This window comes from Bosea sp. BIWAKO-01, assembly GCF_001748145.1.
In the GTDB taxonomy this organism is placed as follows: Bacteria; Pseudomonadota; Alphaproteobacteria; order Rhizobiales; family Beijerinckiaceae; genus Allobosea.
This window is the reverse complement of the sequence record NZ_BCQA01000001.1, coordinates 1,396,612-1,422,240: the sequence shown is the minus strand read 5'-3', so window position 1 is coordinate 1,422,240 and position 25,629 is coordinate 1,396,612. Positions and strand designations below refer to the sequence as shown.

Sequence of the window (25,629 nt, the reverse complement as noted above, 5' to 3'; positions counted from 1 at the left end):
AATTAACAGAGTATCTCAGAAATAGTGTGACAACCGAGTGGCTGTGTGCATTATTTCCGAGCGGCAAGCATCCAACTATGCCCATGCGGCGTCAATGTATCGAATTATTACCCATTTTCAGACTTTATTGACTTTCATTTACCCATCTGGGACCATGCTTTTGGGGTTGGAGGTGCGCCATGCCGAACGCCATCCGCTTGCAGAACGAGCGCGTCGTCCATTTGTCGCTCGAACGAATGGTCTGGCCGTCCGGGCCGGTTTGCCCGCATTGCGGCGAGGCCGGCCGGCTCGGCCGGCTCAACGGCCTGAGCACCCCCATTGGCGCGTGGAAATGCTATTCCTGCCGGAAGCCGTTCACGATCAGAAACGGAACGATCTTTCACAATAGCCATGTACCGCTTCATGTCTGGCTCCAGGCCCTCTACCTCCTGACGGCTACCCGACAAAAGATGGGGTCGCAAAGGCTGGCGCAGACCCTGGGTGTGTCCGTCAGAACGGCATGGCACCTGAAGCAGAAGATTGTCGGCGGCCTCGCGGTCTCTCCGCTCGAGGTGGCCTGCTATGCCCCATGGCAGCATAGCGAAACGGTCGTGCGTTGCGAGTTCCTGGATTGTCAGGTCGATGGGGGTCCGGGCAGCGCGAGCTGCGTCGCGCGTTTCGAACGCTTCATGGCGGCGCTGGAGGGTATCGCGACCGCGGAAACGGACACCCTGTTCATTCAGGCGCTGCGGCGGCTTCTCGCGACCCGGCCGGAGCGGCTGGAAGAGGCGGGCGAGGCGCTGACGGAAGTTCAGCTCGAACTCGGGCTGCTCGATGATGAGCCGCCTGCGTCGAAAGTCCGAACTGCGGGCTTCGGTGGTTTCGGCATACCGATATCTCAGGTCAAGAACTGACCTTGGCGCATATGGCGCTCGACATGGTCGTGCCAGAGTTCATCCAGCGTTCTGCGCCCGGACACGCTGGAATTTGCGTCGAGCGGCTCCATTACGACCAGTTCACCTGCCGCTGGCCGGGCGGCGTCCAATGCTTCCAGAAAGGCAAGTGCTCCCGTCGATCCAGCCGTGAAGGCCGGGTCCCGGCGGCTGCTCAGCAGGCAGATTTCCTCGCCGACAAGTTCCGGACCGATCCCGGTGAGCGCATTCAGCACCGATGACTGGACCGAGGCAAGCGCGTGCGTTTGCAACTCGCCGCATCTGCGCTCGACGATCAGCGTGACCACGGTCGCCAGGAAGCCGAGAATCTGGGGCTGGAGCCAGTCGCCTGCTTGCAGGCCGGCGCCATTCGCGGAAGTCTTCAGAACGAACGGCTCGAGGACTGAATAAGCGGCCTTGCGTGCCGGTCGGGCTCTCAGAAGATCGAACATGCTGGCTCTGCCGTATAGGAGCCCTCAGGAGCGGTGGACGACATGCCTAGGCACAACCGGAACGGGCCATCCACGCTGCCGCCCCGCCCTGATTTCACCGCGCTGGAACAGGCTGCGCAACGCTCGGGCGAGCAAAGGATAGCCTTCCTGTCGTTGATAGGCGATCTCAATTTCGCCTGGTCCAACAATGAGAGCATGTTCATCTATGTGCTGATGCTGCTGCTGGACACCGATGAGGCCGCCGCAGCGATCGTCTTTTCCACGCTCAACACGACGCGGGCGCGCCTCGACCTGGCGCAGCGCCTTGCCAAGATCCGGATCGCGGATAGGGCGCTGCGCGTCGAGCTCGACGCGGTTGTCGAGGCCTTCTCCGCGGCGACGCGGCTGCGCAATGATCTCAACCACGCGACCTTCGTCGTCGACGCGAGCGGGGCGATCACCCACACACAGAGCATGAAGCTGGAGGAGGCCCGGGGCAGGTTGCGTTTCGGCACCCGCCGCGCCGTCGATCAGGCGCGGCTCGACGAGATCGCGGCGGCGACGCAGGAGCTCTATGCCCTGAACCGCCGGATCTGGGATCTTCTCCCGCAACTCGAACGGGGCGTGGCCACGTCCTGACCTTGCTTGGGGCATCGGCCCGAAAAGTGGATTGCGGTTTTCGGGAAAGCCGATGCAAGCACAGGAGGTTAGATCACCGGTTCGGAGATCTAGGGAAGGCGTAGCCGCGTCTGCGCATCGAACAGGTGCAGCCGGTCGAGATCGCATGCGAGTTTCACTGGGGCTCCAGCCGCGGGCACGAAACGGCCATCCGCCATGCCGACCACTTCGCGGCCTGCCAGTTTGACGATGACCTGCGTCGTGACGCCGAGGGGTTCGGCTACGACCACCGTGGCATCGAGCTTCTGCCGCCCCACGGTGACGTCGGGTGCATCGATCGGCTCGACCGTGAGATTGTCGGGCCGCAGGCCCATCAGAACCTTGCTGCGGTCGCCGAGACGTGCGGCTGCGTCAGGGGCGAGAGTGAGTGCCGCACCGCCGGGCTCCAGTACCAGTGCGGGAGCCCCGTTCTGCTGGGCCACCGAAACCTCGAGCAGGTTCATCGTCGGCGTGCCGATGAAGCCGGCAACAAAGGCGCTCGCAGGAGTGTGAAACACGTCGAGCGGCGTGCCGACCTGCTCGATCCGTCCATCGCGCATGATCACGATCCTGTCAGCGAGTGTCATCGCCTCGATCTGGTCATGCGTCACATAGACGATCGTGGTGCCGATCGACTGGTGCAGCCGCTTGATCTCGGTGCGCATCTGGCCGCGCAGCTGGGCGTCGAGATTGGAGAGAGGTTCGTCGAACAGGAAGACGGTGGGATCGCGCACGATGGCGCGGCCCATGGCGACGCGCTGGCGTTGGCCGCCGGAGAGCGCATTCGGCCGGCGCTCGAGCAGGTCGGTCAGCCCGAGCAGCGCGGCCGCTTCGCGCACCTTGCGGTCGATTTCGGCCTTTGGCAGTTTTGCGGCGTAGAGGCCGAAGGCGATGTTCCGGTGCACCGTCATGTGCGGGTACAGCGCATAGTTCTGGAACACCATCGCGATGTTCCGATCCTTGGGCTCCAATGTGTTCACGACGCGCCCGCCGATCGAGATCGTGCCGTCGCTGAGGCTCTCCAGCCCGGCGATCATCCTGAGTGTCGTCGACTTGCCGCAGCCCGAAGGGCCGACCACGACGATGAACTCGCCATCGGCGATCTGAAGGTCGATGCCGTGGACAATGCCGACATCGCCATAGCGCTTGACGACCTTGCTGAGCGAAACGCTGGCCATCGGCTCAAAGTCCCTTCGGCACGGAGAATGAGGCGATGGCGTCGGACAGCATCCTGCCCGCTGCGGCGTCGCGTGCAGCGTGGCGGGCGATCAGCTCGCGTGCCTCTGCAGCCTCCGCCTCGTAGTGGGAGAGGCTCTCGGCGATCGCGGCAGGCGCCGGTCCGCCTGGCAGGGTCCGCACCGAGACGAAATATTCGGGCGTCACGGCCTCGCGGAATTCGGCCTCGGTCAACACCGGGTCGCGGTCGACGACCTGACGGAACAAGGCGGCGAATTCAGCATAGGGCACCGTGCCGAGGGTCTGTCTGGTCGCCTGCAGATGCTTTGCCATCGCGGCAGCGACATGATGCGTGATGGCGAAGGGCAGCTTCTCGCGGCGGACCAGCGTATCGGCGAGCTCGGTGATCGTGGCGTAAGACGCCTCGATATTCGCCCGCGCCCGCGTCTCGTCGACCTTGGCGGATGCGAAGACCCCGCCGAGAAGGCTGAGCGCGCGTTCGGCCATGACGAAGGCTTCGTAGCCCTGACCGTGCACCTCGTGCTCGTTGTCGTTCATGTCGGTGAAGGGCGTATTGTGCAGGGCGAGCAGCACCGCGTCGCATTTGCCCGCGGTGAGCGAGGCCATCAGGCGCAGATGCTCGACGGGAACCGGATTGCGCTTCTGCGGCATGATCGAGGAGATCTGCACGAAGCCGTCGGAGAAGCGCAGTTGCCCGACCTCGAACGAGGTCCAGAAGGCGAGGTCCTGCGCGAAACGGCCGAGATTCAGCGCCAGCACCCTCAGGGCCGAATAGACGCCAGCGGTATAGTCGCTCGAGGCGATGCAGCCATAGGAGTTGCGCAGGAAATCGGGGAAGCCGAGCAGGCCTGCGACGCGGGCGCGGTCGAGCGGGAAGCCTGTCGTGGTGATGGCAGCCGCGCCCATCGTGCTGAGGTCGACGACCTCGCGCGCCTGCATCAGCCGGGTCACGTCGCGCAGCAGCACCTCGATCACTGCGCCGAGATAGTGGCCATAGGTCGAAGGCTGGGCCGGCTGGCCGTGCGTATAGGCGAGGATCAGCGTGCCGGCCTCCTCGCGCGAGCGCCGGATCAGCGTTGTGATCAGGTCGAGCAGCTGCAGGCCGAGCGCATCGAGCCGCTCGCGCAGAGCGAGCTTGAACAGGGTGTGGTCGATATCGTTGCGGGAGCGCCCGGTATGCAGGCGCCCGGCGATGTCCTTGCCGATCAGCGCCGCGAGCTTGGTCTCGATGAAGAAGAACAGGTCCTCATGCTCGCCGGTATAGGCGGCGGGTTCGGCTCCGGTGAGTTCACGCTCTACGATGTCGAGAGCGCCAAAGATCGCCGCCGCCTCGGGGCGGGTCAGCAGGCTTTGCTCGGACAGCATGACGCCATGGGCGCGGTGCAGGCGCAGGAGATGCGCGAGATGATGCATCTGGCTATGGGCAAAGCCCGGCGCCAGAACGGTGCGGGCATAGACCGGCGCCGGAAAACGGTCGTCGCTGCCGGAATGGGCGTCGGGCGTAAGCGCGTTCATGCGAGAATCAGCCTTTCAGGCCCGCGAGCACGACGCCGCGGATGATGTAGCGCTGGAAGATGACGAAGACGACGAGCGTCGGCAGCGTCGCGATAGTGGCGCCGGCCATGATCAGCTCCCAATCGGTCAGGAACTCGCCGGAGAAGGAGGCGAGGCCGACCGGCAGCGTGTAGAGCGCACGATCATTGGTGGCGATCAGCGGCCAGAGGAAGGCGGTCCAGTTGCCGAGAAAGGTGAAGATCGCCAGGGCCGACAGCGCCGGTGTCACCAGCGGCAAAGCCACCTTCCACCAGATCGCGAATTCGCCGAGCCCGTCGATACGCGCGGCGTGGATGTAGTCGTCGGGCACGCCTGCGAAGAACTGCCGCATCAGGAAGACGCCGAAGCCGGTCATCAGCCCGGGAAACATGATGCCCCAATAGCTGTTCAGCCAGCCGAAATTCTTGGCCATCAGATACCAAGGCACGACCAGCATCTCGGTCGGGATCATCAGCGTCGTCAGGATGGCGATGAACACCACCTCTCGGCCGCGGAACTTGAACTTGGCGAGTGTGTAGCCGATCAGCGAATCGAAGAAGAGCACGGACAGGGTGACCAGGAGGCTCGTCACCAGCGAGTTGACGAACCACAGGCCGAAGCGCGTGTTCTTGAAGATATAGATGTAGTTCTCGAAGGTCGGTTCGCGCGGGATGATGTTGAGTTCATAGACCTCGTTGGAGAGCTTCAGCGAGGTTGCGACCATGTAGACCAGCGGCATCATCATCGCGATGGCGCCCATGGCGAGGAGCGTCCAGGCGAGCACTTGGCCGGGACGGGCGGCGAGCTGCAGCCGCCAGTTCGGCATCGGGGATGCGGCGGAGGTTGCCGTGCTCATGATTTCTCCCGCATCAGCCAGAGTTGGAGGAGGCTGACCGTCAGAAGGATCACGAACAGCACTAATGTCTGCGCTGCCGCATAGCCCATCTGATAGGAGCGGAAGGCGGTCTCATAGATGTAGAGCACCAGAGGCTTGGTGCTGTTCAGAGGTCCGCCGGCGCCGTTGTCGGTCATGTTGTAGACCGTGTCGAAGATGCGCAGGAAGCCGATCGACGAGATCACCACCAGGAAGACGATGGTGGGCTTGAGCAGGGGCAGGGTGATTTGGCGCAGGATCATCCATTTGCCCGCTCCGTCGATCCGCGCCGCCTCGTAATAGCTCGACGGAATGGCACGCAAGCCCGCCATGAACAGCACGATCTGGAAGCCGAGCCCGGCCCAGATTGCCGGTGTGAGCACCGCATAGAGCGCCTGCGTCGTCGAGCGCAGGAAGGGCTGGGCATCGAGACCCACCGAATTCAGCATGTTGTTGAGCAGCCCGATCGGTGGCGGCTGGTAGAACCAGCGCCAGACCCAGGCCATCGCGACCGTCGTCGTCAGGTGCGGGATGAAATAGCAGGCCCGGATCAGGCCATGCGCGAAGCGGACCTGGTCGAGATAATAGGCGATGACGAAGGACAGGAGCAGGCTGAGCGGCGTACCGACCATGAGGTAGATGAACGTGTTCTTGAAGGCGAGCCAGAACACCGGATCGCCCATCATCTTCCGAAAATTGTCGAGCCCGATGAAGACCGGTTTCGAGAGCAGATTCCACTGCATGAAGGCGATGCCGAACGATTCCAGTGCCGGATAGAACCGGATCACCGCGAAGAATGCGATCGGCACGGCAAGGAACGCCCAGGCCGTGAGTGCCTGCTTCGTCTCGATCGTCAATCCCGCGTAGCCTCGCATTCGTCGCATCCCCGTTCCGGCGTCCCCGCTTTGTGTCGTCCGATTAAATCAAGTCCGTTGATTTAATACGAAGCCGGCGACATGATGCAAGCCCTGCTTCGCGCCAGGCCCACAGGCTCTGCATTTCCATCGGAAGGTTCGCGCCGCTCATGAGCGTATCCGGTCTCGCCCCGTTCGATCGCCGCGGCCATCATCGCCGCGTGGTGATCGAAGCGTTGCGGCGTTCCGGTGCGGCCTCGCGAGCGGAGATCGCCGAAGCGACCGGGCTTTCGGCCCAGACCGTCTCGACCGTGACTGACGAACTGTGCCGCGAAGGACTGGTGAGCATCGTCGGCCGCCGCGCTTCGGCGCGCGGCCAGCCGCCGATCGACCTCGCGCTGGCGCTCGATGGCGGCTTCGCCGTCGGTGCGCAGGTCGAACCTGGCCGCATGACCGGTATCCTCGTCGATCTCGGCGCCCATGTCCGGGCCGAGCGCAGTATCGATTGCGATACGGGGCGCCCTGATCTCGCCCTCCCGAGCCTGATTGCGCTGGTCGCCGAATTGGTCGAGCAAGGCCGCATTGCGCGGGCCCGGCTCTGGGGCGTCGGCATCGCATTGCCGGGCCCGTTCGGCGATGTCGCGGAGAGCGAGCAGGATCCGCTGGCCATGGCGGCCTGGTCACGGCTTCCGTTTCGTGAAGCCTTCTCTGCGGGGCTGAACCTGCCCGTCATCGTCGGCAACGACGCGACGGCTGCGGCAATCGGCGAGCATCTGCATGGGGTTGCGCGCGATTTGCGCAGCTTCGTCTATCTCTATCTCGCCGAAGGCATCGGTGGCGGCCTCTTCGTCGAGGGACAACCGGTGACCGGCGCCTTCGGCAATGCCGGCGAGATTGGCCGCATGATCGTCGGCCACGACCCTGATCGGGGTGGGCTTGTGACGCTGGAGGCAAGGGCTTCGCTGCATGCGTTGCGTCGGATGCTGGGTGAGGCCGGCGTCGGGGACGCGGACAACTGTGCCGTTGAGCGTCTCTTCGAAGGTCACGAGGCGATCGTCGCATGCTGGATCGCCGAGGCCGCGCGCCATTTGCGCATCGCCATCGCCAACATCGAGAACCTGCTCGATCCGGAGACCATCGTGATTGGTGGGCAGGTGCCGGAACGGGTCCTGGCTGCGCTGATGCAGGCCATCGCGCCGTTGCCGGCCTCCGTCAGCCAGCGCAAGGGCCGGCTGCAGCCGCGCTTGCTGACCGGACGCGCCGGCCGCAATTCGCCGGCGCTCGGCGGCGCAACCTTGCCCTTGTTCAGTGGCCTGACGCCGCATCCGCGTGCAGCAAAGCTGCCGAAGCCGGCGCGCGCGGCGAGAGCATCGGAGCTAGGAAAAACCCGTCCGGCCAATGGCAGGCGGGATCTGGCGGCGGGGAGCTGAGGCCATGGTGCCGACTTGTCCCGCAATCGAGATCGAATCGGCCAGCTTATTGGTGAAGCGGTTGGTAGGCGAGGGCGCCCGTCGCCGCGTCCTGTACGATCTGGCCGAAGGCCTCGGACTCGATGAAATGTCCGGCGGCAACGACCGCCCCGGTTCTGGCTGCATGCTCCGCCACGGCGCGGCGGCTCTGCCGCGCCAGATCCTGGTCGCGGTCGGCACGATGGCACCACTCGGGAACCGCGATCTGGGCCGGGTTGTGCCAGCTGTCTCCGGCGATCAGGATGGGGCGGCCCGCTCCTTCTATCAGGATTGCGTGATGGCCGGCGGTGTGTCCGGGTGCCGGCAGGAGCGAGGCGGTGATTTCGCCATTGCTGAAGATCGGCAGCCCGGCCTCCGCGGCCTCGAGCCGGCCGCTCTCGACGATGGGCGCAAGGCTGCGCCGGAAGGCCGCGACATGGTGCGGCAGGGCCGCCTCCTCGCCCTGATCCTGCCAATGCGCAATCTCGGCCGCCGGTGCGAGATAGCGCGCCTCGCGGAAGCGGGGAGCGCCCGTCTCGTCGAGTGCCCAGCCGACGTGATCGAGATGGAAATGGCTGAAGATCACGAGCGAGACTGCGTTCGGATTGAGCCCAGCGGCCTTGAACTCCTCTGGCAGCCGGCCGCCGAGGCCATCGAAATAGGGGCTGGGGCCGGGGCCGAGGCCGGCATCGACCATGAGGATGCGGCCATCGTGGCAGCACAGCGCGAACACGCCGAAGCGCGTGTGGAACATCCCGTCGGGGAACCAGCGCGCCGTCAATTCAGGATGCGCCGCGAAGTCGGCTTCAGGAAACGCATAGCTCGATGCAGCCGGCGTTGGCGCGGCATCGGTCAGCGCAAACAGCGTTGCGCCATCGAGGTCCAGTCGCCGCATTTCAGTCTCCAGCCACAGATGCGGGCCAGCGCCCGCCTGTTCCACGCCTGCCATCCTTCACCAGGGACAACAAGGGAGAGTAGACCATGACGACAGACAACCAGGGCTTCCGCCTCAGCCGGCGCAGCTTTGCGACCGGAGCCGCGGCCGCCGGCCTGACCGTGGCGGCGCCGAGTGTGCTGCGCGCCCAGACGGTGCAGATCGAGTACTGGCAGTACTTCTTCAAGGAACGCGTCGAGGCGATGGATGCGCTCATCCAGCAGTTCGAGGCCGCCAATCCAGGCATCAAGGTCAAGCACACGCACTTCCCCTACGCTCAGTACCGGACCAAGACGGCCGCTGCCGTGCCGGCGGGCGAGGGCCCCGATGTCCTGCAGCTCTTCTTCGGCTGGATGCGCGAATATGCCAAGTCGAAGCTGATCCAGCCGCTGCCGGCCGAGCATTTCAAAGTCGCCGATATCGACAAGAACTATTTCGAGTTCGTCCGGATGATGCGGACGAACGAGGGATACTGGGCTCTTCCGACCGCTGTCCGCAGCCTCGGCCTGTTCTACAACAAGACCCTGCTGAGCAAGCCGGGCGCGTCCGGAGGCAAGCCGCCGGTGACGCTTGACGACATGCTGAAGAACGCGCTGGCCGTCACCGAGCGCGACGCGCGCGGCAACATCACCACGGCCGGCGCGACGATCGGCATCCCGTCGCAGGACTACCATTGGTGGCGCGAGATCCTGCTGCGTCAGTTCGGCGGCAAGCCCTACTCGGACGATGGCCGCACCGTGACCTATGCCAACGACGCGGGGGCCGCCTCGTTCGGCTGGTATACCGATCTGCAACGCAAGCATAAGGTCGCCGCGGCGGGCTTCCTCTCCGAGAGCCAGGCGGCCTTCAAGGCCGGCAAGGCGGCGCAGCATGTCGACGGTTCGTTCCGCCTCGGCACCTTCAAGAGCGCGCGTGGCTTCGATTGGGGCGTCGCGGAAATGCCGACCCATAACGGCATTGCCAGCAACTACGCCTCCTATTGGGTCAATGGCCTGGCGTCGAGCGCGACCGGAGCCAAGCGCGATGCGGCGCTCAAGTTCCTCGCCTTCATCACCACCAATGACGCGATGCAGCTCTGGTTCGAGAAGACCGGCGAGCTGCCGGCCAAGCCCGAGGTCGCGCTGAGCGCCAAGAACCTGGCCGATCCGCTGTCCGGCCCGATGCTGGCTGGCCTGAAATACGCCCATGCCACCGATTTCGTGGCGGAAGAGGCTCAGGGCCAGATCTTCCAGGACATGCTCGACCGCGTGTTGCTGCAGAACCAGGATCCGCTCGCGGCCCTGAAGGAGGCTGCCGCTGCCGAGCAGAAGCTGATCGACGACTACTACAAGGCCTGATCCAGGGCCTTCGACCAAAGGCGCTGCCGCCCGGTTCTCCCGGGCGGCAGTACTGATCTCAGGCCGCTGGCCGCGCGACGACGGGGACGTATTCGTCCAGATCCTCATCGGCGAAGTTCACGGTCCGGCCGAGTTCCGCCGAGCGATAGAGCGCCATCAGCATGTGCACGACGGCGACGCCGTCGGCAAAGGTCTCCTCCGGCATGGTGCCGCGCCGGAACGCCTCGACGAAATGCCGGTTCTCCAGCGTGTAGCCATAGACGCCGGCTTCGTCCTCCAGCACGGGCATCAGGCCGTGCTCGGCATTCTGCTTCTCGACCAGGTCCTCGCCGCTTGCGCCGCTGACCGCGCGCGAGATGAAGACCTTCAGTCCCGTGTTCAGAGAGCTGAACTCCATCGCATATTCCGGCCCGAGCAGTTCGAGCGTGATTCTGAGGCCGGGGCCGACATAAGCCCATGAGGTCGTCGCCTCGATCATCAGCTCGTTGCCGTCGGGGTCCCGCAGCGTGATCAGCCCGCGCGCAAAATCCTCCGACGGCCGCTTGGCATAGTCGACCTCGGGCCCCATCCCGGCCTTGAGCTGCTTGACATAGGCGGGCCGGTTCCATTTCAGCGTTGCGACCGTGGCATTGGCTGAGACCAGGGTCAGCGCATCGCGCGGCTCGCCCGGCGCGGTCAGCAGATGGCGGGCGACCTCGACGCTGTGGCACATCATGTCCGAGAGCACGCCGCCGCCCTGCTTCTCGCCCTGCCAGAACCAGGGTTCGTGCGGGCCGCTATGTTCTTCGGCGGCGCGCGCGATATAGGGCCGACCGGCGCCGGGCACGGCGCGACGCCAGATGATCTCGCGCCCGCGCTGCACCGCCGTCGAGAACAGCTGGTTCTCGAGATAGCCGTGCAGCAGCCTGGCATCCTCGGCTAGCCTCAGCATCTCGCGCGCCTCGCGCAGTGTCCGGCCCAGAGGCTTCTCGCAGGCGATGGCGCGCAGGCGGGAGCGGCCGGACGTGACCGCCGCATGGATCTCGCGCATCGTCTCAACGCGCGTGTGGTTCGGGCTCAGCAACCAGATCGCGTCGATCTCGCCTGAGGTCAGCATGGCCTCCAGGCTGGAGAACGCCTTGCACGGGCCGAGATCGAGTTCGTTCGCGCGGGCCGCGAGGGCCTCGCGGCGTTCCGCGCGCGGCGAGTAGACGCCGGTGACCGCGACATTGCGAACTCCCATCAGCGCAGTCAGATGGAAATGCGCGATGAAGCCGGAGCCGACGAAGCCGATCCGCAGGGTGGGAAGCAGGGAGTGATCGGGCATGGCCACCTCATGATCAGTCGCGCGGGTTGAGAACGTCATTGAGCGCATCGCCCAGCAGGTTGAAGCCGATCACGACGACGACGATCGCAAGCCCAGGCCAGATCGCCATCCAGGGAGCCTCCACCAGGAACTGCCGCGCGGCGTCGAGCATGCTGCCCCAGGACGGATCGGGGGGGGCCTGGCCAAGGCCGAGAAAGGCGAGGCTCGCCTCCGCAAGTACAGCGATCGCCGTGGTCAGCGTTGCCTGCACGACGAGCGGCGGCATGATGTTGGGCAGGATATGCGAGATGATGACCTTGCGATGCGAAGCGCCGAGCGAGACCACCGCGCTGACATAGTCTTCTTCCCGCACGATCAGGGTCTGCCCGCGTGCGAGCCGCACGAAGATCGGCATCGCCGAGATGCCGATGGCGATCATCGCGTTCTGCAGGCTTGGGCCGAGGAAGGCGGCAAGCGCGATCGCCAGGACCAGGAACGGACAGGCGAGCAGCGCGTCGGTCAGCCGCGAGATCACGATGTCGGCAACACCGCCGAAATATCCGGCGATCAGGCCAAAGGGCACGCCGAAGACGAGTGCGATCGCCACCGAGAGGAAGCCGGCCGCGAGCGAGGCCCTCGCGCCGAAGATGATGCGCGACAGGACGTCCCGACCCAGATCGTCGGTGCCGAAGGGGTGGGCGAGTGTCGGGCCGAGCCGGATCGCCGACCAGTCCGAGGCATTGGGATCGTAGGGGGCGACCCAGGGGGCGAAGACGGCCATCAGCGCGAAGACGAGCACGATGCCCCCGCCGATCAGCGCCGAAGGTTCGCGCAGCAGGCGCTCCCACCCCGTACGGGTCCGCACCGGGACAGACGGCGCAATGATCTCGACCTGGCTCATCCGCGCAGCTTCGGATTGAGCGCCGCATAGGCGATGTCGGCGAGAAGGCTCATCAGCAGAAAGAAGCCGGCGGCACACATCACCACGGCCTGGACCACGGCGTAGTCGCGGCTGAAGACGCCGTCGACGATCATCTTGCCGAAGCCGGGAATGCCGAAGACCTGTTCCGTCAGCACGGCGCCGGAGAGGAGCTGTCCGAATTGCAGCGTGCCAAGGGTTACGACCGGGATCAGCCCGTTGCGCAGCGCATGGCGGACCACGACGACATGCTCGCTGAGGCCCTTGGCGCGCGCCGTGCGGACGAAATCCTGTTTCAGCACGGTCAACATCGAGCTGCGGGTATGGCGCATGATGATGGCGCCGGAGGCGGCGCCGAGCACGAGGCTCGGCATGGCCATGGTCTTCAGGTTGCCGAGTGGACTTTCGAAGAAGGGGACGTAGCCGCCTGACGGCAGCCAGCCGAGCGAGACCGAGAACAGCAGGATCAGCATGATCCCGAGCCAGAAGCTCGGAATCGAGAGGCCGGCGAGGCCGAACAGACTGACGGCGTGGTCGAGTACGGAGCCGCGCCACAGGGCGGCGATGATGCCGGCCGGGATTCCGATCGCGACCGCGATCAGCATCGAAAGCGTCGCGAGTTCGATCGTGACCGGCAGTTTCTCGGCGATCATCGTGCCGATCGGCAGTCGGGTTCGGATCGAGAGACCGAAATCACCCTGCACGAAGGCGCTCAGCCAGCTCCAGTATTGCACCGGCAGCGGCTGGTCGAACTGGTACTTGGCGCGGAGATACGCGATGATCTCGGGGCTGCGATCCTCGCCGGCGAGTGCGAGCGCCGGGTCGCCGGGCAACAGCTTCTGCAGCCCGAACACCAGGATCGAGACCAGCAGCAGCGTCGGCACCGCGACGGCCAGACGCCCCGCCAGGAAGTTGATCATTCCGCGCCCCTCTCGGCCGCCGGCAAGTGCCTCACGGCGCTGGCTTGACGCCCTTCAGCCGCAGCAATCCGTCGGGATATACGCTGAGGCCGTCGACATTGGCGCGCGCCGCGAAGAACCAGTTCGGGTGATAGAGCGGGATGCTGGGCAGGTCGGCGAGATAGAGGCCGGTGGCCTTCTCATAGAGCGCCTTGCGCTTGCCGGCGTCACCCTCGGCTCGGGCATTATTCAGGACGGTTTCGAGATCGCGGTTGCAGTACTTGTTGAAATTCTGCCCGCCTGCGCAGGAGAAGAAGGCGTAGAGGGTCGGGTCCGGATCGCCGCGCCCGCTCCAGTTGCCGATATAGACCTCGAAATTGCCTGCGAGATAGCGCTGGATCGCACTCGCCGTCTCGAGCGGCAGAAGCTTGACGTCGAAGCCCGCCTCCTTGGCCATGGATTGCACGATCTGTGCGACGCGCGCATCCGTGAGAGCGTTCTCGAAGGTGATCTCGACCGGCACGCTCGTCACGCCTGCCTGCGCCATCAGCGCCTTGGCCGCGGCGACGTCACGGGCCGGAATCGGATGCGCCTTCGAATGGAACGGGTCCGAGGGCGGGATCATCTGGTTGTCGGCGGTGTATTCACCGTTGAAGGCAACGCGGTTGATGATGGCGCGATCGAGCGAGAGCTCGAAGGCCTTGCGCAGCCGGGCATCCTTCGCAAGGGGGCCGTTGGCCTTCTCGCCATTGCCGAGATTGACCATCAGATGCGAGACGGCGAGACCGGGCGCGCCGTGCAGCTTGAGGCCCTTGTCGTCACGCACGGTCTTGAGATCGGTCGGTGCGACGCGCTCGACAAGATCGAGATCGCCGGCGCGAACGCGCGACAGGCGAACAGTTGAATCCGGCACGTAATAATAGGCCACGCTGTCATAGCCGTAATTGGCGGCGTCCCAGTAATCCGCGAACTTCGTCAGCTTGATCAGGTCGCGGGCCTTGCGCTCCACGAACTTGTAGGGGCCGGCACAGACAGGCGCGTTGGCGAAGTCGTCCTTCGCACCGGCCGCAGGCGAGACCATCATGCCGGCGCGGTCGCTCAGCACGGAGAGCAGGGGGGCGAAAGGCTCCTTGAGCGTCAGGCGCACCTGATCGGGGGCTACGACCTCGACGCTGGCCACAGCTGAAAGCTCGGCCTTCCGGCGTGAGTCCTTCATCGTCAGCATGCGCTCGATGTTGAACTTCACAGCCTGCGCATCGAAGGTGGTGCCGTCGTGGAACTTCACGCCCGGGCGGAGCTTGAAGGTGATCGCTTTCTGGTCCGGCGCCCATTCCCAGCTTTGGGCGAGCTGCGGTGCGATCGTCAGGTCAGGCGCAATATCGACGAGCTTGTCGCACATGGCCGCGAACACGAAGCGGCCGGCATAGGTCCCGCTCGTCGCCGGATCGAGCGCATCGGGGTCGTCCTGGATGCCCACCCGCAGATTGGTCCCCTGGGCCGAGGCGGCGACTGCAGCGCCTGCCAGGCTTGCTGCGAGCGCAGCGGCAAAAACCAGTGGTCTAGAATTTCGCATGATCCAGCCTCCCGAGCCGTCTCGTCACCGGCAGCCGCCGAGGCGGCGCCGTCTTGAGCGTGATGCTGACGGGAATGCATGCACGTGCTCTCGAATTTGTAAAGACGCCTGACGAACAATGCCGCTCGGAGAGAGGATTTAGTCGCATCTTGCATGTGCGAGATTGACAATTGGCAAGAACGATCCGTTATTAGTTCGCATGGTTGACGAATTGACGGATGAACCGCCTCGCCATGAGGCTTACTCCACACCGGTTGCGCGCCAGATGTCGGTACGCTCGGTGATTGAGGCCGTGCTGCATCGCGGCCCGATTTCGCGTGCCGAGCTGGCCCGCATCACCGGCCTGTCGAAGCAGACGACCTCCGAGGTCGTGCGCGCGCTGGAGGATAGCGGCTGGTTGCGTGTGCGTGGGCAGACGCAGGGCGCGGTGGGACGAAGCGCCGTGACCTACGAGATCCAGCAGGACGCCGCTTTCGTACTCGGCGTGGATCTCGGGGGCACCAAGATCCACGCCGCGCTTGCCAATGTGGTCGGTACGATCGTCGCGGAAGAGATGGAGCCGACGGATTCGCGCGGCGGCCTTGCGGTGGTCGAACAGATCGGCGCACTGGCTGAGCGGCTGGCGCGTAAGGCCGGCCTCGCGCCCGGCGGCCTGCGCTGCGCCGCTATGGGCAGTCCGGGCGTCGTCGATCCACGCTCGGGTAAGATCGAGATCGCGCCCAACATCCCTGGCTTCGACCGCATCCGGGTGGCGGACGAGCTCGAGCGCCGTCTCGGCTGCGCCGTGGTGATCGAGAATGACGTCAATCTCGCAGCGATGGGCGAGCAATGGCAGGGCTGCTGCAAGGATGTCCGCAACTTCGCCTTCATCGCAATGGGCACCGGCATCGGCATGGGCCTTGTTCTGGATGGGCGACTTGCCCGCGGCGCCAGCGGGGCTGCCGGCGAAATCGCCTTTCTGCCGGTTGGCGGCGATCCTTTCGACTCGCGCGGCCAGTTCCATGGCCCCTTTGAGACCGCGATCGGCAGCGTAGCCATCCTTCAGCGTTACCGCGGCTTTGGCGGCCGCATGGCGCAGGATGTGCGCGGTGTCTTCGCGCAACTCGCCCAGGGCGAAGAGGCCGCGATCGCGACACTCGACGAAACGGCGCGCGTCATGGTCCAGGGCATGATGGCGATCCGCGCTGTGGTCGACCCTGAACTGATCGTGCTCGGCGGCAGCATTGGCGTGCGCGAAGAGCTGATCTCGCGACTGCGTTTGCTCGTCGCCCGGCATCTCGGGGGAGCCCTGCGGATCGAGCCGAGCGCGCTTGGCAGCCGCGCGACCCTCGTCGGAGCCGTCGGCACGGCGCTGTCACGAATCCATGACAGCCTGTTCGGCCTGACCAGCCTCCAGAGCGACTTCGCTCTCCCTGCCGGGAAGGCGACCGAGACAGCATGAACGCCCATGTCACTGCCCCCGGCCTCGTCGTGCTCGACGATGCCGCTGCCGTTGCCGCGGATGTCGCGAACAGGATCGTGGCGGACCTCTCGTCGCGGCCTTCGACCGTGCTCGGCCTGGCGACAGGCGAGACGATGCGCCCGGTCTACGGCGAGTTGGTTGCGGCCTATCGCGCCGGGCGGGTCTCCTTTGCCGGGAGCACAAGCTTCAATCTCGACGATTATGTCGGTGTGCCGCCGCAGCACCCAGCCTCGTTCTCGCGTTTCATGAATGAGACGCTGTTCGACAAGGTCGATGCCGATCGCTCCCGCACCTTCATGCCAGACGGCAACGCGTCCGATCTCGCTCGTGAGGCGGCTGCCTATGAAGCCGCCATCGCGGCGGCCGGCGGCATCGACCTGCAACTGCTCGGCATTGGCTCCAACGGCCACATCGCCTTCAACGAACCCGGTTCTGCTTTTACCTCGCGCACGCGCCAGGTCTCGCTCGCGGCCTCGACCCAGGAAGCGAACCAGGGGCCCTTCGCCGGAAGCGAAACGGTGCCGGAGTTCGGCATCACCATGGGGATCGGGACGATTCTGGAGGCGCGCCGGATCATCCTGATCGCTACCGGAGCGGGGAAGGCGGCGGCGGTGGCCCGCGCGGTCAAGGGGCCGCTCGATCCTGCCTGCCCTGCGTCGATCCTCAGGACACATCGCGACGCGATCATGATATGCGACCGCGCAGCAGCAGCCGGTTTGAGCTGACGACAAAGGGAAGAGACGATCATGTTTGGGACGCGGGATTTCACCAGGCCGGGGCGTTCGCTGGCGGTGGCAGAGAACGGGATGGCGGCAACCTCCCACCCCGCGGCCACATTGGCGGCGCTCGGCATCCTGAAGGCGGGCGGCAATGCGATTGATGCGGCGATCGCCGCCGTGGCGATGCAGGGCGTCATCGATCCCCACATGACCGGCATCGGCGGCGACTGTTTCGCGATCTACGCTCAGCCCGGCAAGGCGCCGATCGCGCTCAATGGCTCAGGGCGTGCACCCGCGGCTGCGACGCTGGCTTGGTTCCGCGAGCAGGGCATGACGTCAATTGCCGATAACTCGCCTCATGCTGTGACCGTTCCAGGCGCGGCCGATGCCTGGTGCCGGCTCTCGGCCGACCATGGCCGCCTCAGCCTCGAGGAAGTGCTGCAGCCCGCCATCAAGGCGGCGGAGGACGGCTTCCTGGTGACCCCGCGCGTCGCCCACGACTGGGCGATCTACGCCAATCGCCTGCGCAAATATGAAGGTGCGGCGGCTGTCTATTTGCCGGGCGGCGAAGCCCCTCGCGTCGGCGATCGCATGGCCCATCCCGCGCTCGGGCGGACGCTGCGCCGGCTCGGCCAGCAGGGACGCGACGCCTTCTATCGCGGGCCAGTGGCGGACGAGATCGTTTCCGTCCTCAATCGCAACGGCGCTCTGCACGTCGCGGATGACTTCGTCGGCCAGACCTCCGACTATGTCGAGCCGATTTCAGCCGAGTATCGTGGCTATCGCTTGCATGAATGCCCGCCGAACGGCCAGGGGCTGACGGCACTGATCATCGCCCGCATCCTCGAGGGTTTCGATCTCGCCGAGGGGCGCGTCAGCGAGGCCGATCGTATCCATCTTCTCGCGGAGGCGACGAAGGCTGCCTATCACCAGCGCGACCTGATCGTTGCCGATCCGGCCTTTGCGCCTGTCGATGTGCAGCAGGTTCTGTCGGATGCCTTCATCGGCCGCCTGCGCGACCGGATAGACATGAAGCGGGCGCAGCCCGCCGTCGACGACGACATGCCGGTGCATCGCGATACGGTCTATCTCACCGTGGTCGATCGCGATCGTAACGCCGTCTCCTTCATCAATTCGTTGTTCTGGGCCTTCGGCAGCGGCATCTATGCGCCTGAATCGGGTGTGATGCTGCAGAACCGTGGCGCCGGCTTCCGTCTGATCGAGGGCCATCCCAACGCGATTGCGCCGCGCAAGCGCCCGCTCCACACCATCATCCCGGCGCTGCTGACCAAGGATGGCCGCACGCAGATGACCTATGGCGTGATGGGCGGCCAGTATCAGGCGACCGGCCACGCGCATGTCCTGTCTTCGATGCTCGATCGTGGCGACGACCCGCAGCAGGCGGCCGACCGTCCGCGCAGCTTCGTCGCCGAGGGCAAGCTCACGGTCGAGTCGACGATCGGCCCCGAGATCCGCGCCGATCTCGCTGCGCGCGGCCATGATGTCTCGGTGCTGCCCGAGCCGACCGGCGGCTGCCAGGCCATCTGGATCGACGAGGCGCGGGGCGTCCTGCTCGGCGGCTCCGATCAGCGCAAGGACGGCATGGCGCTCGGCTACTGAGCCCGGCGCCGGCGCACCGAGCCCGCTCGGCCGATGATATGAACACGGCCCGCCTGACACAGGCGGGCCGCTTTGCAAGAGCTGTCTATCGCCTTGTAAGAGCTGCCTATCGCGGTCTCGGCCCGATATCGGGCATGGATGGTGGCCGTGTGCTGCGCTCGGAACCGAGGCTTGCCGCCGGCGGCTTTTTCAGCAGCCGCACTGCGAGATAGCCGACGAGGCCGGCCGAGAGCAGGCCGATATAGGCCAGCAGCGCCTGCGGCCCGAACACTTGCATGAACCCGGTGGCGACGATCGGGCCGATGGCTGCGCCCGTCCCCCAGAGGAAGAGCAGCCCGGCCGAAAGACCGACCGCTTGATCCTGTCCCAGCCGGAGATAGGCATGCGTAACCGCGACGGTGTAGAGCGCAACGCTGCAGCCCCCGATCAGCGCGAAGAGCGTGTAGGACCAGAGCTTGGCGTGCGGAGCATGGGCGAAGAGCACGGCGCCGAGCGCTGCAGCAGCGAGCGTCACGATGGTTGCCGCGCCCAGCATGATGATGCGGCTATCGATCCGGTCCGCCATCAGGCCGATCGGCCATTGCAGGATCAGCGCGCCGATCTGGATCGAGGCGGTCAGCAGGATGGCCGATTGCTGGTCGAGGCCGATCAGGATGCCATAGGCCGGGGCGACATTGGTCAGCACCCCGCCCATCAATCCGACGTAAAGACAACCGACGACGGCAGCCGGGGCCTGGAGCCAGAGCGTCTTCAGCTTGACCGAGACGAGTTCGTGCGATTCCGGGGCTCTCGTGCGCGTCAGCCCGACCGGGATGAGCGCCAGCGAAAAAGCGGCGCTCGCGATCAGGAAGATATCGTGGGATTCGATGGCGACATAGCCGATCCCGATCTGCGAGCCGATGAGTGCGAGGCGATTGAGGATCTGGTAGGCGCCGAAAATCCGGCCGCGGTGGCTCGAAGGCGCTTGTCCGCTGATCCAGCTTTCGATGCAGATGCCGTGCCCGGCCGCGGCCACGCCCATGATGAAGCGCGAGACGCCCCACCATTCCACCGGCATGGCCGGAAAGCTCAGCGCAAGCACCGATTGCACCGCGGCAAAGACCGCAAAGCCACGGATATGGCCGATCCGCCGGATCAGCGAGGGGATGGCGAAACAGCCGAGCAGGAAGCCGAGCGAATAGGCGGAACCGACGATGCCGATGAGGAGAGGAGGCTGCTTTTCGACCGCCAGGCGCAGGGGGACGACCGTATGAATGATCGTGCTTGCGATCTGCAGGATCAGGGCGCCGGTGACGATCGCGCCGAGAGCTGCAACAGAGCCGGTCTGGCTTTTCTCCGTCACCGGCCTGTCCACCCGTCGGCGAGCCGCTCATCACGGAGCTGGGGCAGCGAAGACCTGGCGGCCGGGGCGAGGATCCTCATCGAACTATTTTCGTCAGGCGGGCTGATTCGGGGTGAGCGCCGGAGATGAATAACATCGTGACCGATGCTTCGCTTAGGAAAACTGTTTCCGAGGGCGGGATTATTCCGTTGCCGGCTCGCCCGATGCTAAGCGCGCAGCCCCTTTGCCAGGAACGAGACGACCGCGCGGACGCCGGGGAGCTGCCCGCGCCGATGTGTCGTCAGGATCGAGGTCGTGACCGTGCCGGCTGTCCAGTCCGGCAGGACGCGCATGATCTCGCCGGCATCGATGGCCTTTCGGCAGGCGACCTCCGGCAGACACGCGATCCCGAGCCCGGCCTTGGCAGTTCCGAGCAATATCTGCGTTTCGTCGGCGATGAAGCGCCCGAAGGGGGTGGCGAGCACCTCCTGGCCTGCGCTGTCGTGCAGTCGCCAGATTTTGGCGGAGGGGGAGACCAGGAGCCCGTCATGCACACTGAGATCGCCCGGCACGGCAGGAGCGCTCCGCTGGCTGAGATAGCCCGGAGACGCCACCAGGATGATGGTCTCCGTGGCGACCTGCAGCTGCACGAGCCCTGAATCCGGCAGTGGCGCGAAATGGCTCCGCACCGCGATGTCAAATCCCTCCTGGGCCAGATCGACGAAGCGATCGGTGGCATGAAGCTGCACCGTCAGCTTCGGATAGGCTGCCAAAAGCGCCGGTAGGCGTTCCGCCAGGTACAGCTGCGCCGTCGGAACCGACGTCGTGACCCGCACGGTGCCGCTGGGCTCGGCCTGGCGCCGGCGGACGATGTTCTCGGCGGCTTCCGCCTCGATCAGCGAGGCGCGCGCATGCTCGTAGAAGTCCCGCCCGAGTTCGGTCAGCGTGAAGCTGCGCGATGTCCGGTGAATCAACCGCGTGGCGAGACTGGCTTCAAGCACGGCGACGCGCTTGCTGATCGTCGATTTGGGCATGCCGAGGCGGCGTGACGCCGAAGCGAAGCCGCCGCTGTCGACAGCCAGGACGAAGAGATGAAGGTCGTTGAGATTGAGCATGGGGCGATCTCATCATCCACGAATGTGGACTTTCGGCTCTGGTATGGGCGACGGCCGCTGCAAGGTCCATGAATTCGTCGCAGGCGAGTCAGGGGGGAGCGCTCCGGGACTGGCCCGTCTGCTGCGGCTTTCTTTCGAATGACGGTTGCGAGGCGGCCTTTCTCCGCCCATTTTGCCGTGCTCATGCCGGCGCTGCCCCGGGCAACCGAACTTCGGGCACGGAACTTCGAATGGGGAGGCTGCGGATGCGCCCGGTCCTGTCGCTACGATCCTACCCGCCGCACGAGACGGAGCACGCGCACGACTGGCATCAGATTGTCGTGCCCGTCGATGGCACCATGCAGATGCGCATCGCGGGGCAGGATGGCATCGTCGATGACAGCAGCTTCGTGATTGTCGCCTCGCAGGCGCGTCACCGTTTCACGACACCGCATCATGGCCATTTCGTCGTGCTCGATGTTCCGACCGGAGCGGGCTTCTTTGGCCTGCCTGACCGCCTCGTCCACCAGGCGGAGGAGCAGCCATTTCACCCCCTCGACGCCGGCTTGCGGCATCTCGCGCATTACATCGCCCATGATGCGGCGGCGCGCGCGCGTCCGTCGGACCTGCTTGATCGCCTCGGCGGCATGTTACTCGAGGCGGTGGCTGAGCGGGCTGGTGGTCGGCTGCGTTGGCCGCCAGCGCTGGAGCGTGCGGTCTCGCTGCTGCGTCATGGCTACGATGCGACGCTGACAGTCCAGCAACTTGCCGTTGCCGCCGGCGTGTCGGTCAGTGGCTTGCACGCGCTGTTCCAGCGCTGGATCGGCATGTCGCCGGGGCGCTATCTGGCCGATCTGCGCCTGCGGGAAGCCGAGCGACTGATACGCGAAACCCGGCGTCCGCTTGCCGAGATCTCGCTTGCAGTCGGTTTCAGCGATCAAAGTGCGCTGACGCGAAGCCTGCGCCGTCGGCGCTCGACGACTCCCGCGGCATTGCGGCGTGGAGATTGAGCCCAAAGGTTTGGAGATCGGGACAAGAGCGGAAATCGCCGCGGGTCTATGACCGTCACCAGAGAGATGATGGAGACGGTCCATGAAGCTGCGTGATTTCACCACCCTGACCTTCGATGTCTACGGCACCCTGATCGACTGGGAGACCGGTCTGCTGGCGCAATTGCAGCCTTGGCTGAACGCTAGGGGGATTGTCGTCCGTGACCAAGGCCTGCTCGCCGAGTTTGCCCGGCTCGAAAGCCAGTGGGAGGCACAGCAGCCGCGTCTGCTCTACCCCGAGATTCTGGAGCGCGTGCACGGCGACCTCGCCAGGCATCTCGGCACGTCGCCCGATCAGTTGGCAGCACGGGAATTCGGTGCTTCGGTCGGGAACTGGCCGGCCTTCGCCGATAGCCGCGAGGCTCTGCAATATCTGTCCCGGCACTATCGCCTGGTCGTGCTCTCCAATGTCGATCGCGCGAGCCTTGGCCGCAGTGCGGCCCTGCTCGGCACGGAGTTCGACCTTCGGTTCACCGCGCAGGATATCGGCTCCTACAAGCCATCGCTCGCCAATTTCGAGTATATGCTGGCCAATGTCGGCGAGGAGCAGGGCAAGATCCTCCACGTGGCGCAAAGCCTGTTCCATGACCACGTGCCGGCCAGCGCGATGGGTATCAGCAGCGCCTGGATCGACCGCCGTCACGACAAGGAGGGTGGTGGCGCGACGCTGCCGCCGAAGGACATGCCGCGCCCGGCCTGGACCTTCCGAAGCCTGGCTGAATTCTGCGAGGCGCATGCTGCGGAGCGGTGAGGGGCAGGCTTGACCTTCCCACAATGGAAGGTTGCACGATGCCGCCGCTATCGCGGCGGGATTGTGCAAAGGAATATCATGGCGAATGCCCCGAAGGAGACGTCTCACGGTGGTCGCGAGGCCCATGCGGGCCATGGCGCCCATCATGGTCACCACGGACATGGTGCCCATGTCGGGCACCATGATGCCGGGACTACGAATGAGGGGCAGGTCAAGGACCCGGTCTGCGGGATGGCGGTCGATCCGCACGAGACCACACACCGCGCGCAGCACGGGGGGCGGCCCTACTATTTCTGCTCCTCTGGCTGCCTGTCGAAATTCGAGGCTGACCCGGCACGTTACGTCGATCCAAAGCTAGCCGCGGCAACCGATACCGCGCCGGAGGGGGCGACTTATACCTGTCCGATGCATCCCGAGATCAGGCAGATCGGGCCGGGTTCCTGCCCGATCTGCGGCATGGCGCTCGAACCGGTTCTGATTACGGCTGAAGCACAGCCCAATGCGGAGCTGGTCGACATGAGCCGGCGCTTCTGGATCGGCCTCGTTCTCGCCCTCCCGGTCGCGGTCCTGGAAATGGGTGGGCATCTGCTCGACCTCGACCACCTGATTCCGCGTCACCTCTCCAACTGGATCCAGCTCGCCCTAGCGACGCCGGTGGTGCTTTGGGCTGGCTGGCCGTTCTTCGAGCGCGGCTGGCATTCGCTGGTCAGCCGCAACCTCAACATGTTCACCCTGATTGCGATGGGAACGGGCGTTGCCTGGGTCTACAGCGTCGTGGCGACGCTGATGCCCGGGATCTTCCCGTCTGCCTTCCGCGGGCATGACGGCTCGGTCGCAGTTTATTTCGAGGCGGCGGCCGTCATCACGGTGCTGGTCTTGCTCGGGCAGGTGCTCGAGCTGCGCGCGCGGGAAAGCACGGGCGGCGCCATTCGCGCGCTTCTCGATCTTGCTCCCAAGACGGCCCGGCGCCTGAATGCCGACGGCTCCGAGGAGGAGATCCAGCTCGATACGGTGCAATTGGGGGATCGTCTGCGGGTTCGGCCTGGCGAGAAAGTGCCCGTGGACGGCGCAGTGGTCGATGGCCGCAGCGCTGTCGACGAGTCCATGGTGACCGGCGAATCCATGCCGGTGACCAAGACTGTCGGCGCCGCAGTGATCGGCGGCACGATGAACCAGTCCGGCGGTCTCGTCATCGAGGCGCAGAAGATCGGGCGCGACACCATGCTGTCGCGGATCGTGGCGCTGGTCTCGGAAGCCCAGCGCAGCCGCGCGCCGATCCAGCGCCTGGCCGATCAGGTCTCTGGCTACTTCGTGCCGGCTGTCATCGCCATTGCTCTGCTTGCCTTTGCCGCCTGGGCCATCTGGGGGCCGGAGCCGCGCCTTGCCTTCGGCCTGGTGGCCGCGGTCTCTGTCCTGATCATCGCCTGCCCCTGTGCGCTCGGCCTCGCGACGCCGATGTCGATCATGGTCGGTGTCGGGCGGGGGGCTCGGGCCGGCGTGCTGATCAAGAATGCCGAGGCGCTTGAGCAGATGGAGAAAATCGACACACTCGTCGTCGACAAGACCGGCACGCTCACCGAAGGGCGGCCGGCGGTCACTGCGATCCGGCCGGCGTCGGGATTCTCCGAGGCCGACATTCTGCGCCTTGCCGCCAGCGTGGAGCGGCCGAGCGAGCACCCCCTGGCGGTTGCGATCGTTGCATCTGCCGAAGCCAAGGGCGTTACGACGGCGGCCGTGACGGACTTCGATTCACCGACCGGCAAGGGGGCGTTGGGAACGGTGGAGGGACAGCGGATCGTGCTCGGCAATGATCGCTTTCTGGCCGAGCACGGCGTCGATGTGTCGGGTCTTGTCCAGACTGCGGAGGTCCTGCGCAGGGACGGCGCGACGGCGATTTTCATGGGCGTGGACGGCAAGCCAGCAGGCGTGATCGCCATTGCCGACCCGGTCAAGGCTTCGACGCCCGAGGCTCTGTCGGCGCTGCGGTCCGAAGGGATACGCGTCGTCATGCTCACCGGCGACAACCGCACCACGGCGCAAGCCGTCGCCCGCAGGCTCGGCATCACCGAGGTCGAGGCCGAGGTTCTCCTCGAGGACAAGAGCGCGGTCGTGGCGAAGCTCAAGCGGGAGGGGCGCGTGGTCGCGATGGCGGGCGACGGCGTCAATGACGCGCCGGCTCTGGCTGCGGCAGATGTCGGCATCGCGATGGGCTCCGGGACCGATGTCGCCATCGAGAGCGCCGGCGTCACATTGCTCCAGGGCGACATGACCGGGATCGTGCGTGCCCGGCGTCTGTCCGAGGCCACGATGCGCAATATCCGGCAGAACCTGTTCTTCGCCTTTGTCTACAACGCGTTCGGGGTGCCGGTGGCGGCAGGCGTGCTCTATCCGATCTTCGGCTTGCTCTTGTCGCCGATCATCGCTGCGGCTGCGATGGCTTTGTCCTCGGTCAGCGTGATCGCCAATGCCGCGCGGCTGCGGGCGGTGAAGTTGTGACCGATGCGAGCCGGCCGTGCGGGCGTAACCCCGCCCCGGCGCGCTGGCGGCTTGCCGGTGGCAAGCCCCCGAGAGGGCGCAGGAACACGGACATGTCCTCGGGCCGGAATGCGCCCGGACGGTGCGCCCATTCTTCGTCCTCGTTCGGATTTGAGTTCCTGACGCAGATCTGAGGGAAGCATCTCCCAGCGTCACTGCAGCATTGCCTGCGTCAGTCGTTTGAGAGATGCTGTGATCGCGGTTTGGGATGGTCGCGCCGTCGTTG

The 25,629-nt window shown here is 65.5% G+C and carries 22 protein-coding genes; 10 read left to right on the top strand and 12 right to left on the bottom strand.

Going from position 1 to position 25,629, the window contains the following annotated elements:
- Positions 1–179 precede the first annotated feature (179 nt).
- Positions 180–893: a transposase gene (locus tag BIWAKO_RS06460; RefSeq protein WP_069877837.1), complete on the top strand. Its 714-nt coding sequence runs from the start codon at positions 180–182 to the stop codon at positions 891–893.
- Here BIWAKO_RS06460 and BIWAKO_RS06455 read toward each other — a convergent pair.
- Positions 878–1,363: a hypothetical protein gene (locus tag BIWAKO_RS06455; protein ID WP_069877836.1), complete on the bottom strand. Its 486-nt coding sequence runs from the start codon at positions 1,361–1,363 to the stop codon at positions 878–880. The genes BIWAKO_RS06460 and BIWAKO_RS06455 overlap by 16 nt on opposite strands.
- A 42-nt stretch (positions 1,364–1,405) precedes the next feature.
- Between BIWAKO_RS06455 and BIWAKO_RS06450 the strand changes: the two genes are divergently transcribed.
- Positions 1,406–1,981: a hypothetical protein gene (locus BIWAKO_RS06450; RefSeq protein ID WP_069882225.1), complete on the top strand. Its 576-nt coding sequence runs from the start codon at positions 1,406–1,408 to the stop codon at positions 1,979–1,981.
- An 89-nt stretch (positions 1,982–2,070) separates the two neighbouring features.
- Here the strand turns inward: BIWAKO_RS06450 and BIWAKO_RS06445 are convergent, their stop codons facing one another.
- From BIWAKO_RS06445 to BIWAKO_RS06430, 4 genes are read right to left on the bottom strand one after another with little or no spacing between them, the layout of a single operon-like run.
- Positions 2,071–3,177: an ABC transporter ATP-binding protein gene (locus BIWAKO_RS06445; RefSeq protein ID WP_069877835.1), complete on the bottom strand. Its 1,107-nt coding sequence runs from the start codon at positions 3,175–3,177 to the stop codon at positions 2,071–2,073.
- 4 nt (positions 3,178–3,181) lie between these two features.
- Positions 3,182–4,711, bottom strand: a complete 1,530-nt coding sequence (gene argH, locus BIWAKO_RS06440) for an argininosuccinate lyase (protein WP_069877834.1) — start codon at positions 4,709–4,711, stop codon at positions 3,182–3,184.
- A 7-nt stretch (positions 4,712–4,718) separates the two neighbouring features.
- On the bottom strand, positions 4,719–5,585 hold the full coding sequence (locus BIWAKO_RS06435; protein ID WP_069877833.1) for a carbohydrate ABC transporter permease: 867 nt from the start codon (positions 5,583–5,585) through the stop codon (positions 4,719–4,721).
- Positions 5,582–6,478, bottom strand: coding sequence for a carbohydrate ABC transporter permease (locus tag BIWAKO_RS06430; protein ID WP_210185085.1), 897 nt, complete (start codon positions 6,476–6,478; stop codon positions 5,582–5,584). Before BIWAKO_RS06430 ends, BIWAKO_RS06435 begins: the two co-directional genes overlap by 4 nt.
- A gap of 149 nt (positions 6,479–6,627) precedes the next feature.
- On the opposite strand from BIWAKO_RS06430, the gene BIWAKO_RS06425 reads away from it, so the two are divergent.
- Complete coding sequence (locus BIWAKO_RS06425; RefSeq protein WP_069877832.1) at positions 6,628–7,887, top strand: ROK family transcriptional regulator; 1,260 nt, start codon at positions 6,628–6,630, stop codon at positions 7,885–7,887.
- Positions 7,888–7,933: 46 nt separating this feature from the next.
- On the opposite strand, the gene BIWAKO_RS06420 is transcribed toward BIWAKO_RS06425, so the two are convergent.
- Complete coding sequence (locus BIWAKO_RS06420; protein WP_176733277.1) at positions 7,934–8,800, bottom strand: MBL fold metallo-hydrolase; 867 nt, start codon at positions 8,798–8,800, stop codon at positions 7,934–7,936.
- 86 nt (positions 8,801–8,886) lie between these two features.
- Here BIWAKO_RS06420 and BIWAKO_RS06415 point away from each other — a divergent pair, with 86 nt between their 5' ends.
- Entirely contained in the window at positions 8,887–10,176 is a 1,290-nt protein-coding gene (locus BIWAKO_RS06415) for an extracellular solute-binding protein (RefSeq protein ID WP_084651188.1), read from the top strand.
- A gap of 58 nt (positions 10,177–10,234) precedes the next feature.
- Here the strand turns inward: BIWAKO_RS06415 and BIWAKO_RS06410 are convergent, their stop codons facing one another.
- Genes BIWAKO_RS06410 through BIWAKO_RS06395 form a run of 4 tightly spaced genes read right to left on the bottom strand, consistent with a single transcriptional unit; the run spans position 10,235 to position 14,852 of the window.
- Positions 10,235–11,482 carry a Gfo/Idh/MocA family protein gene (locus tag BIWAKO_RS06410; protein ID WP_069882222.1) on the bottom strand — a complete coding sequence of 416 codons (1,248 nt, stop codon included), beginning with the start codon at positions 11,480–11,482 and terminating at the stop codon, positions 10,235–10,237.
- Positions 11,483–11,495: 13 nt separating this feature from the next.
- A complete protein-coding gene (locus BIWAKO_RS06405; RefSeq protein ID WP_069877830.1) occupies positions 11,496–12,362 on the bottom strand; it encodes an ABC transporter permease in 867 nt (288 codons plus the stop codon).
- Positions 12,359–13,300 (bottom strand): ABC transporter permease, encoded by a 942-nt coding sequence (locus BIWAKO_RS06400; RefSeq protein WP_069877829.1) that lies wholly within the window; start codon positions 13,298–13,300, stop codon positions 12,359–12,361. The genes BIWAKO_RS06405 and BIWAKO_RS06400 overlap by 4 nt, the downstream gene beginning before the upstream one ends.
- A 31-nt stretch (positions 13,301–13,331) precedes the next feature.
- Positions 13,332–14,852 carry an ABC transporter substrate-binding protein gene (locus BIWAKO_RS06395; RefSeq protein ID WP_074471515.1) on the bottom strand — a complete coding sequence of 507 codons (1,521 nt, stop codon included), beginning with the start codon at positions 14,850–14,852 and terminating at the stop codon, positions 13,332–13,334.
- A gap of 265 nt (positions 14,853–15,117) precedes the next feature.
- Between BIWAKO_RS06395 and BIWAKO_RS06390 the strand changes: the two genes are divergently transcribed.
- From BIWAKO_RS06390 to ggt, 3 genes are read left to right on the top strand one after another with little or no spacing between them, the layout of a single operon-like run.
- Complete coding sequence (locus BIWAKO_RS06390; RefSeq protein ID WP_244523368.1) at positions 15,118–16,293, top strand: ROK family transcriptional regulator; 1,176 nt, start codon at positions 15,118–15,120, stop codon at positions 16,291–16,293.
- Entirely contained in the window at positions 16,290–17,039 is a 750-nt protein-coding gene (nagB, locus tag BIWAKO_RS06385) for a glucosamine-6-phosphate deaminase (RefSeq protein WP_069877827.1), read from the top strand. Before BIWAKO_RS06390 ends, nagB begins: the two co-directional genes overlap by 4 nt.
- Before the next feature lie 21 nt (positions 17,040–17,060).
- Positions 17,061–18,653 carry a gamma-glutamyltransferase gene (ggt, locus tag BIWAKO_RS06380; RefSeq protein WP_069877826.1) on the top strand — a complete coding sequence of 531 codons (1,593 nt, stop codon included), beginning with the start codon at positions 17,061–17,063 and terminating at the stop codon, positions 18,651–18,653.
- Between the two features lie 106 nt (positions 18,654–18,759).
- On the opposite strand, the gene BIWAKO_RS06375 is transcribed toward ggt, so the two are convergent.
- Together BIWAKO_RS06375 and BIWAKO_RS06370 are read right to left on the bottom strand one after the other, a co-directional pair.
- A complete protein-coding gene (locus BIWAKO_RS06375; RefSeq protein ID WP_176733276.1) occupies positions 18,760–19,995 on the bottom strand; it encodes an MFS transporter in 1,236 nt (411 codons plus the stop codon).
- Between the two features lie 206 nt (positions 19,996–20,201).
- Positions 20,202–21,089: a LysR substrate-binding domain-containing protein gene (locus BIWAKO_RS06370; RefSeq protein WP_069877824.1), complete on the bottom strand. Its 888-nt coding sequence runs from the start codon at positions 21,087–21,089 to the stop codon at positions 20,202–20,204.
- A gap of 245 nt (positions 21,090–21,334) precedes the next feature.
- On the opposite strand from BIWAKO_RS06370, the gene BIWAKO_RS06365 reads away from it, so the two are divergent.
- The 3 genes from BIWAKO_RS06365 (at position 21,335) to BIWAKO_RS06355 (ending at position 25,364) form a co-directional block, all read left to right on the top strand.
- Positions 21,335–22,078 (top strand): helix-turn-helix transcriptional regulator, encoded by a 744-nt coding sequence (locus BIWAKO_RS06365; protein ID WP_069877823.1) that lies wholly within the window; start codon positions 21,335–21,337, stop codon positions 22,076–22,078.
- A gap of 82 nt (positions 22,079–22,160) precedes the next feature.
- Positions 22,161–22,868, top strand: a complete 708-nt coding sequence (locus BIWAKO_RS06360) for an HAD-IA family hydrolase (RefSeq protein ID WP_069877822.1) — start codon at positions 22,161–22,163, stop codon at positions 22,866–22,868.
- A 78-nt stretch (positions 22,869–22,946) separates the two neighbouring features.
- Positions 22,947–25,364, top strand: coding sequence for a heavy metal translocating P-type ATPase (locus BIWAKO_RS06355; protein ID WP_069877821.1), 2,418 nt, complete (start codon positions 22,947–22,949; stop codon positions 25,362–25,364).
- Positions 25,365–25,629 lie beyond the last annotated feature (265 nt).

Coding starts and splice junctions, on each gene's coding strand:
- BIWAKO_RS06460 (WP_069877837.1), top strand. CDS start 180: ATGCCGAACGCCATCCGCTTGCAGAACGAGCGCGTCGTCCATTTGTCG.
- BIWAKO_RS06420 (WP_176733277.1), bottom strand. CDS start 8,800: ATGCGGCGACTGGACCTCGATGGCGCAACGCTGTTTGCGCTGACCGAT.
- argH (WP_069877834.1), bottom strand. CDS start 4,711: ATGAACGCGCTTACGCCCGACGCCCATTCCGGCAGCGACGACCGTTTT.
- BIWAKO_RS06370 (WP_069877824.1), bottom strand. CDS start 21,089: ATGCTCAATCTCAACGACCTTCATCTCTTCGTCCTGGCTGTCGACAGC.
- BIWAKO_RS06405 (WP_069877830.1), bottom strand. CDS start 12,362: ATGAGCCAGGTCGAGATCATTGCGCCGTCTGTCCCGGTGCGGACCCGT.
- BIWAKO_RS06450 (WP_069882225.1), top strand. CDS start 1,406: ATGCCTAGGCACAACCGGAACGGGCCATCCACGCTGCCGCCCCGCCCT.
- BIWAKO_RS06425 (WP_069877832.1), top strand. CDS start 6,628: ATGAGCGTATCCGGTCTCGCCCCGTTCGATCGCCGCGGCCATCATCGC.
- BIWAKO_RS06390 (WP_244523368.1), top strand. CDS start 15,118: ATGTCGGTACGCTCGGTGATTGAGGCCGTGCTGCATCGCGGCCCGATT.
- BIWAKO_RS06360 (WP_069877822.1), top strand. CDS start 22,161: ATGAAGCTGCGTGATTTCACCACCCTGACCTTCGATGTCTACGGCACC.
- BIWAKO_RS06395 (WP_074471515.1), bottom strand. CDS start 14,852: ATGCGAAATTCTAGACCACTGGTTTTTGCCGCTGCGCTCGCAGCAAGC.
- ggt (WP_069877826.1), top strand. CDS start 17,061: ATGTTTGGGACGCGGGATTTCACCAGGCCGGGGCGTTCGCTGGCGGTG.
- BIWAKO_RS06415 (WP_084651188.1), top strand. CDS start 8,887: ATGACGACAGACAACCAGGGCTTCCGCCTCAGCCGGCGCAGCTTTGCG.
- BIWAKO_RS06355 (WP_069877821.1), top strand. CDS start 22,947: ATGGCGAATGCCCCGAAGGAGACGTCTCACGGTGGTCGCGAGGCCCAT.
- BIWAKO_RS06430 (WP_210185085.1), bottom strand. CDS start 6,478: ATGCGAGGCTACGCGGGATTGACGATCGAGACGAAGCAGGCACTCACG.
- BIWAKO_RS06445 (WP_069877835.1), bottom strand. CDS start 3,177: ATGGCCAGCGTTTCGCTCAGCAAGGTCGTCAAGCGCTATGGCGATGTC.
- nagB (WP_069877827.1), top strand. CDS start 16,290: ATGAACGCCCATGTCACTGCCCCCGGCCTCGTCGTGCTCGACGATGCC.
- BIWAKO_RS06400 (WP_069877829.1), bottom strand. CDS start 13,300: ATGATCAACTTCCTGGCGGGGCGTCTGGCCGTCGCGGTGCCGACGCTG.
- BIWAKO_RS06365 (WP_069877823.1), top strand. CDS start 21,335: ATGCGCCCGGTCCTGTCGCTACGATCCTACCCGCCGCACGAGACGGAG.
- BIWAKO_RS06435 (WP_069877833.1), bottom strand. CDS start 5,585: ATGAGCACGGCAACCTCCGCCGCATCCCCGATGCCGAACTGGCGGCTG.
- BIWAKO_RS06410 (WP_069882222.1), bottom strand. CDS start 11,482: ATGCCCGATCACTCCCTGCTTCCCACCCTGCGGATCGGCTTCGTCGGC.
- BIWAKO_RS06455 (WP_069877836.1), bottom strand. CDS start 1,363: ATGTTCGATCTTCTGAGAGCCCGACCGGCACGCAAGGCCGCTTATTCA.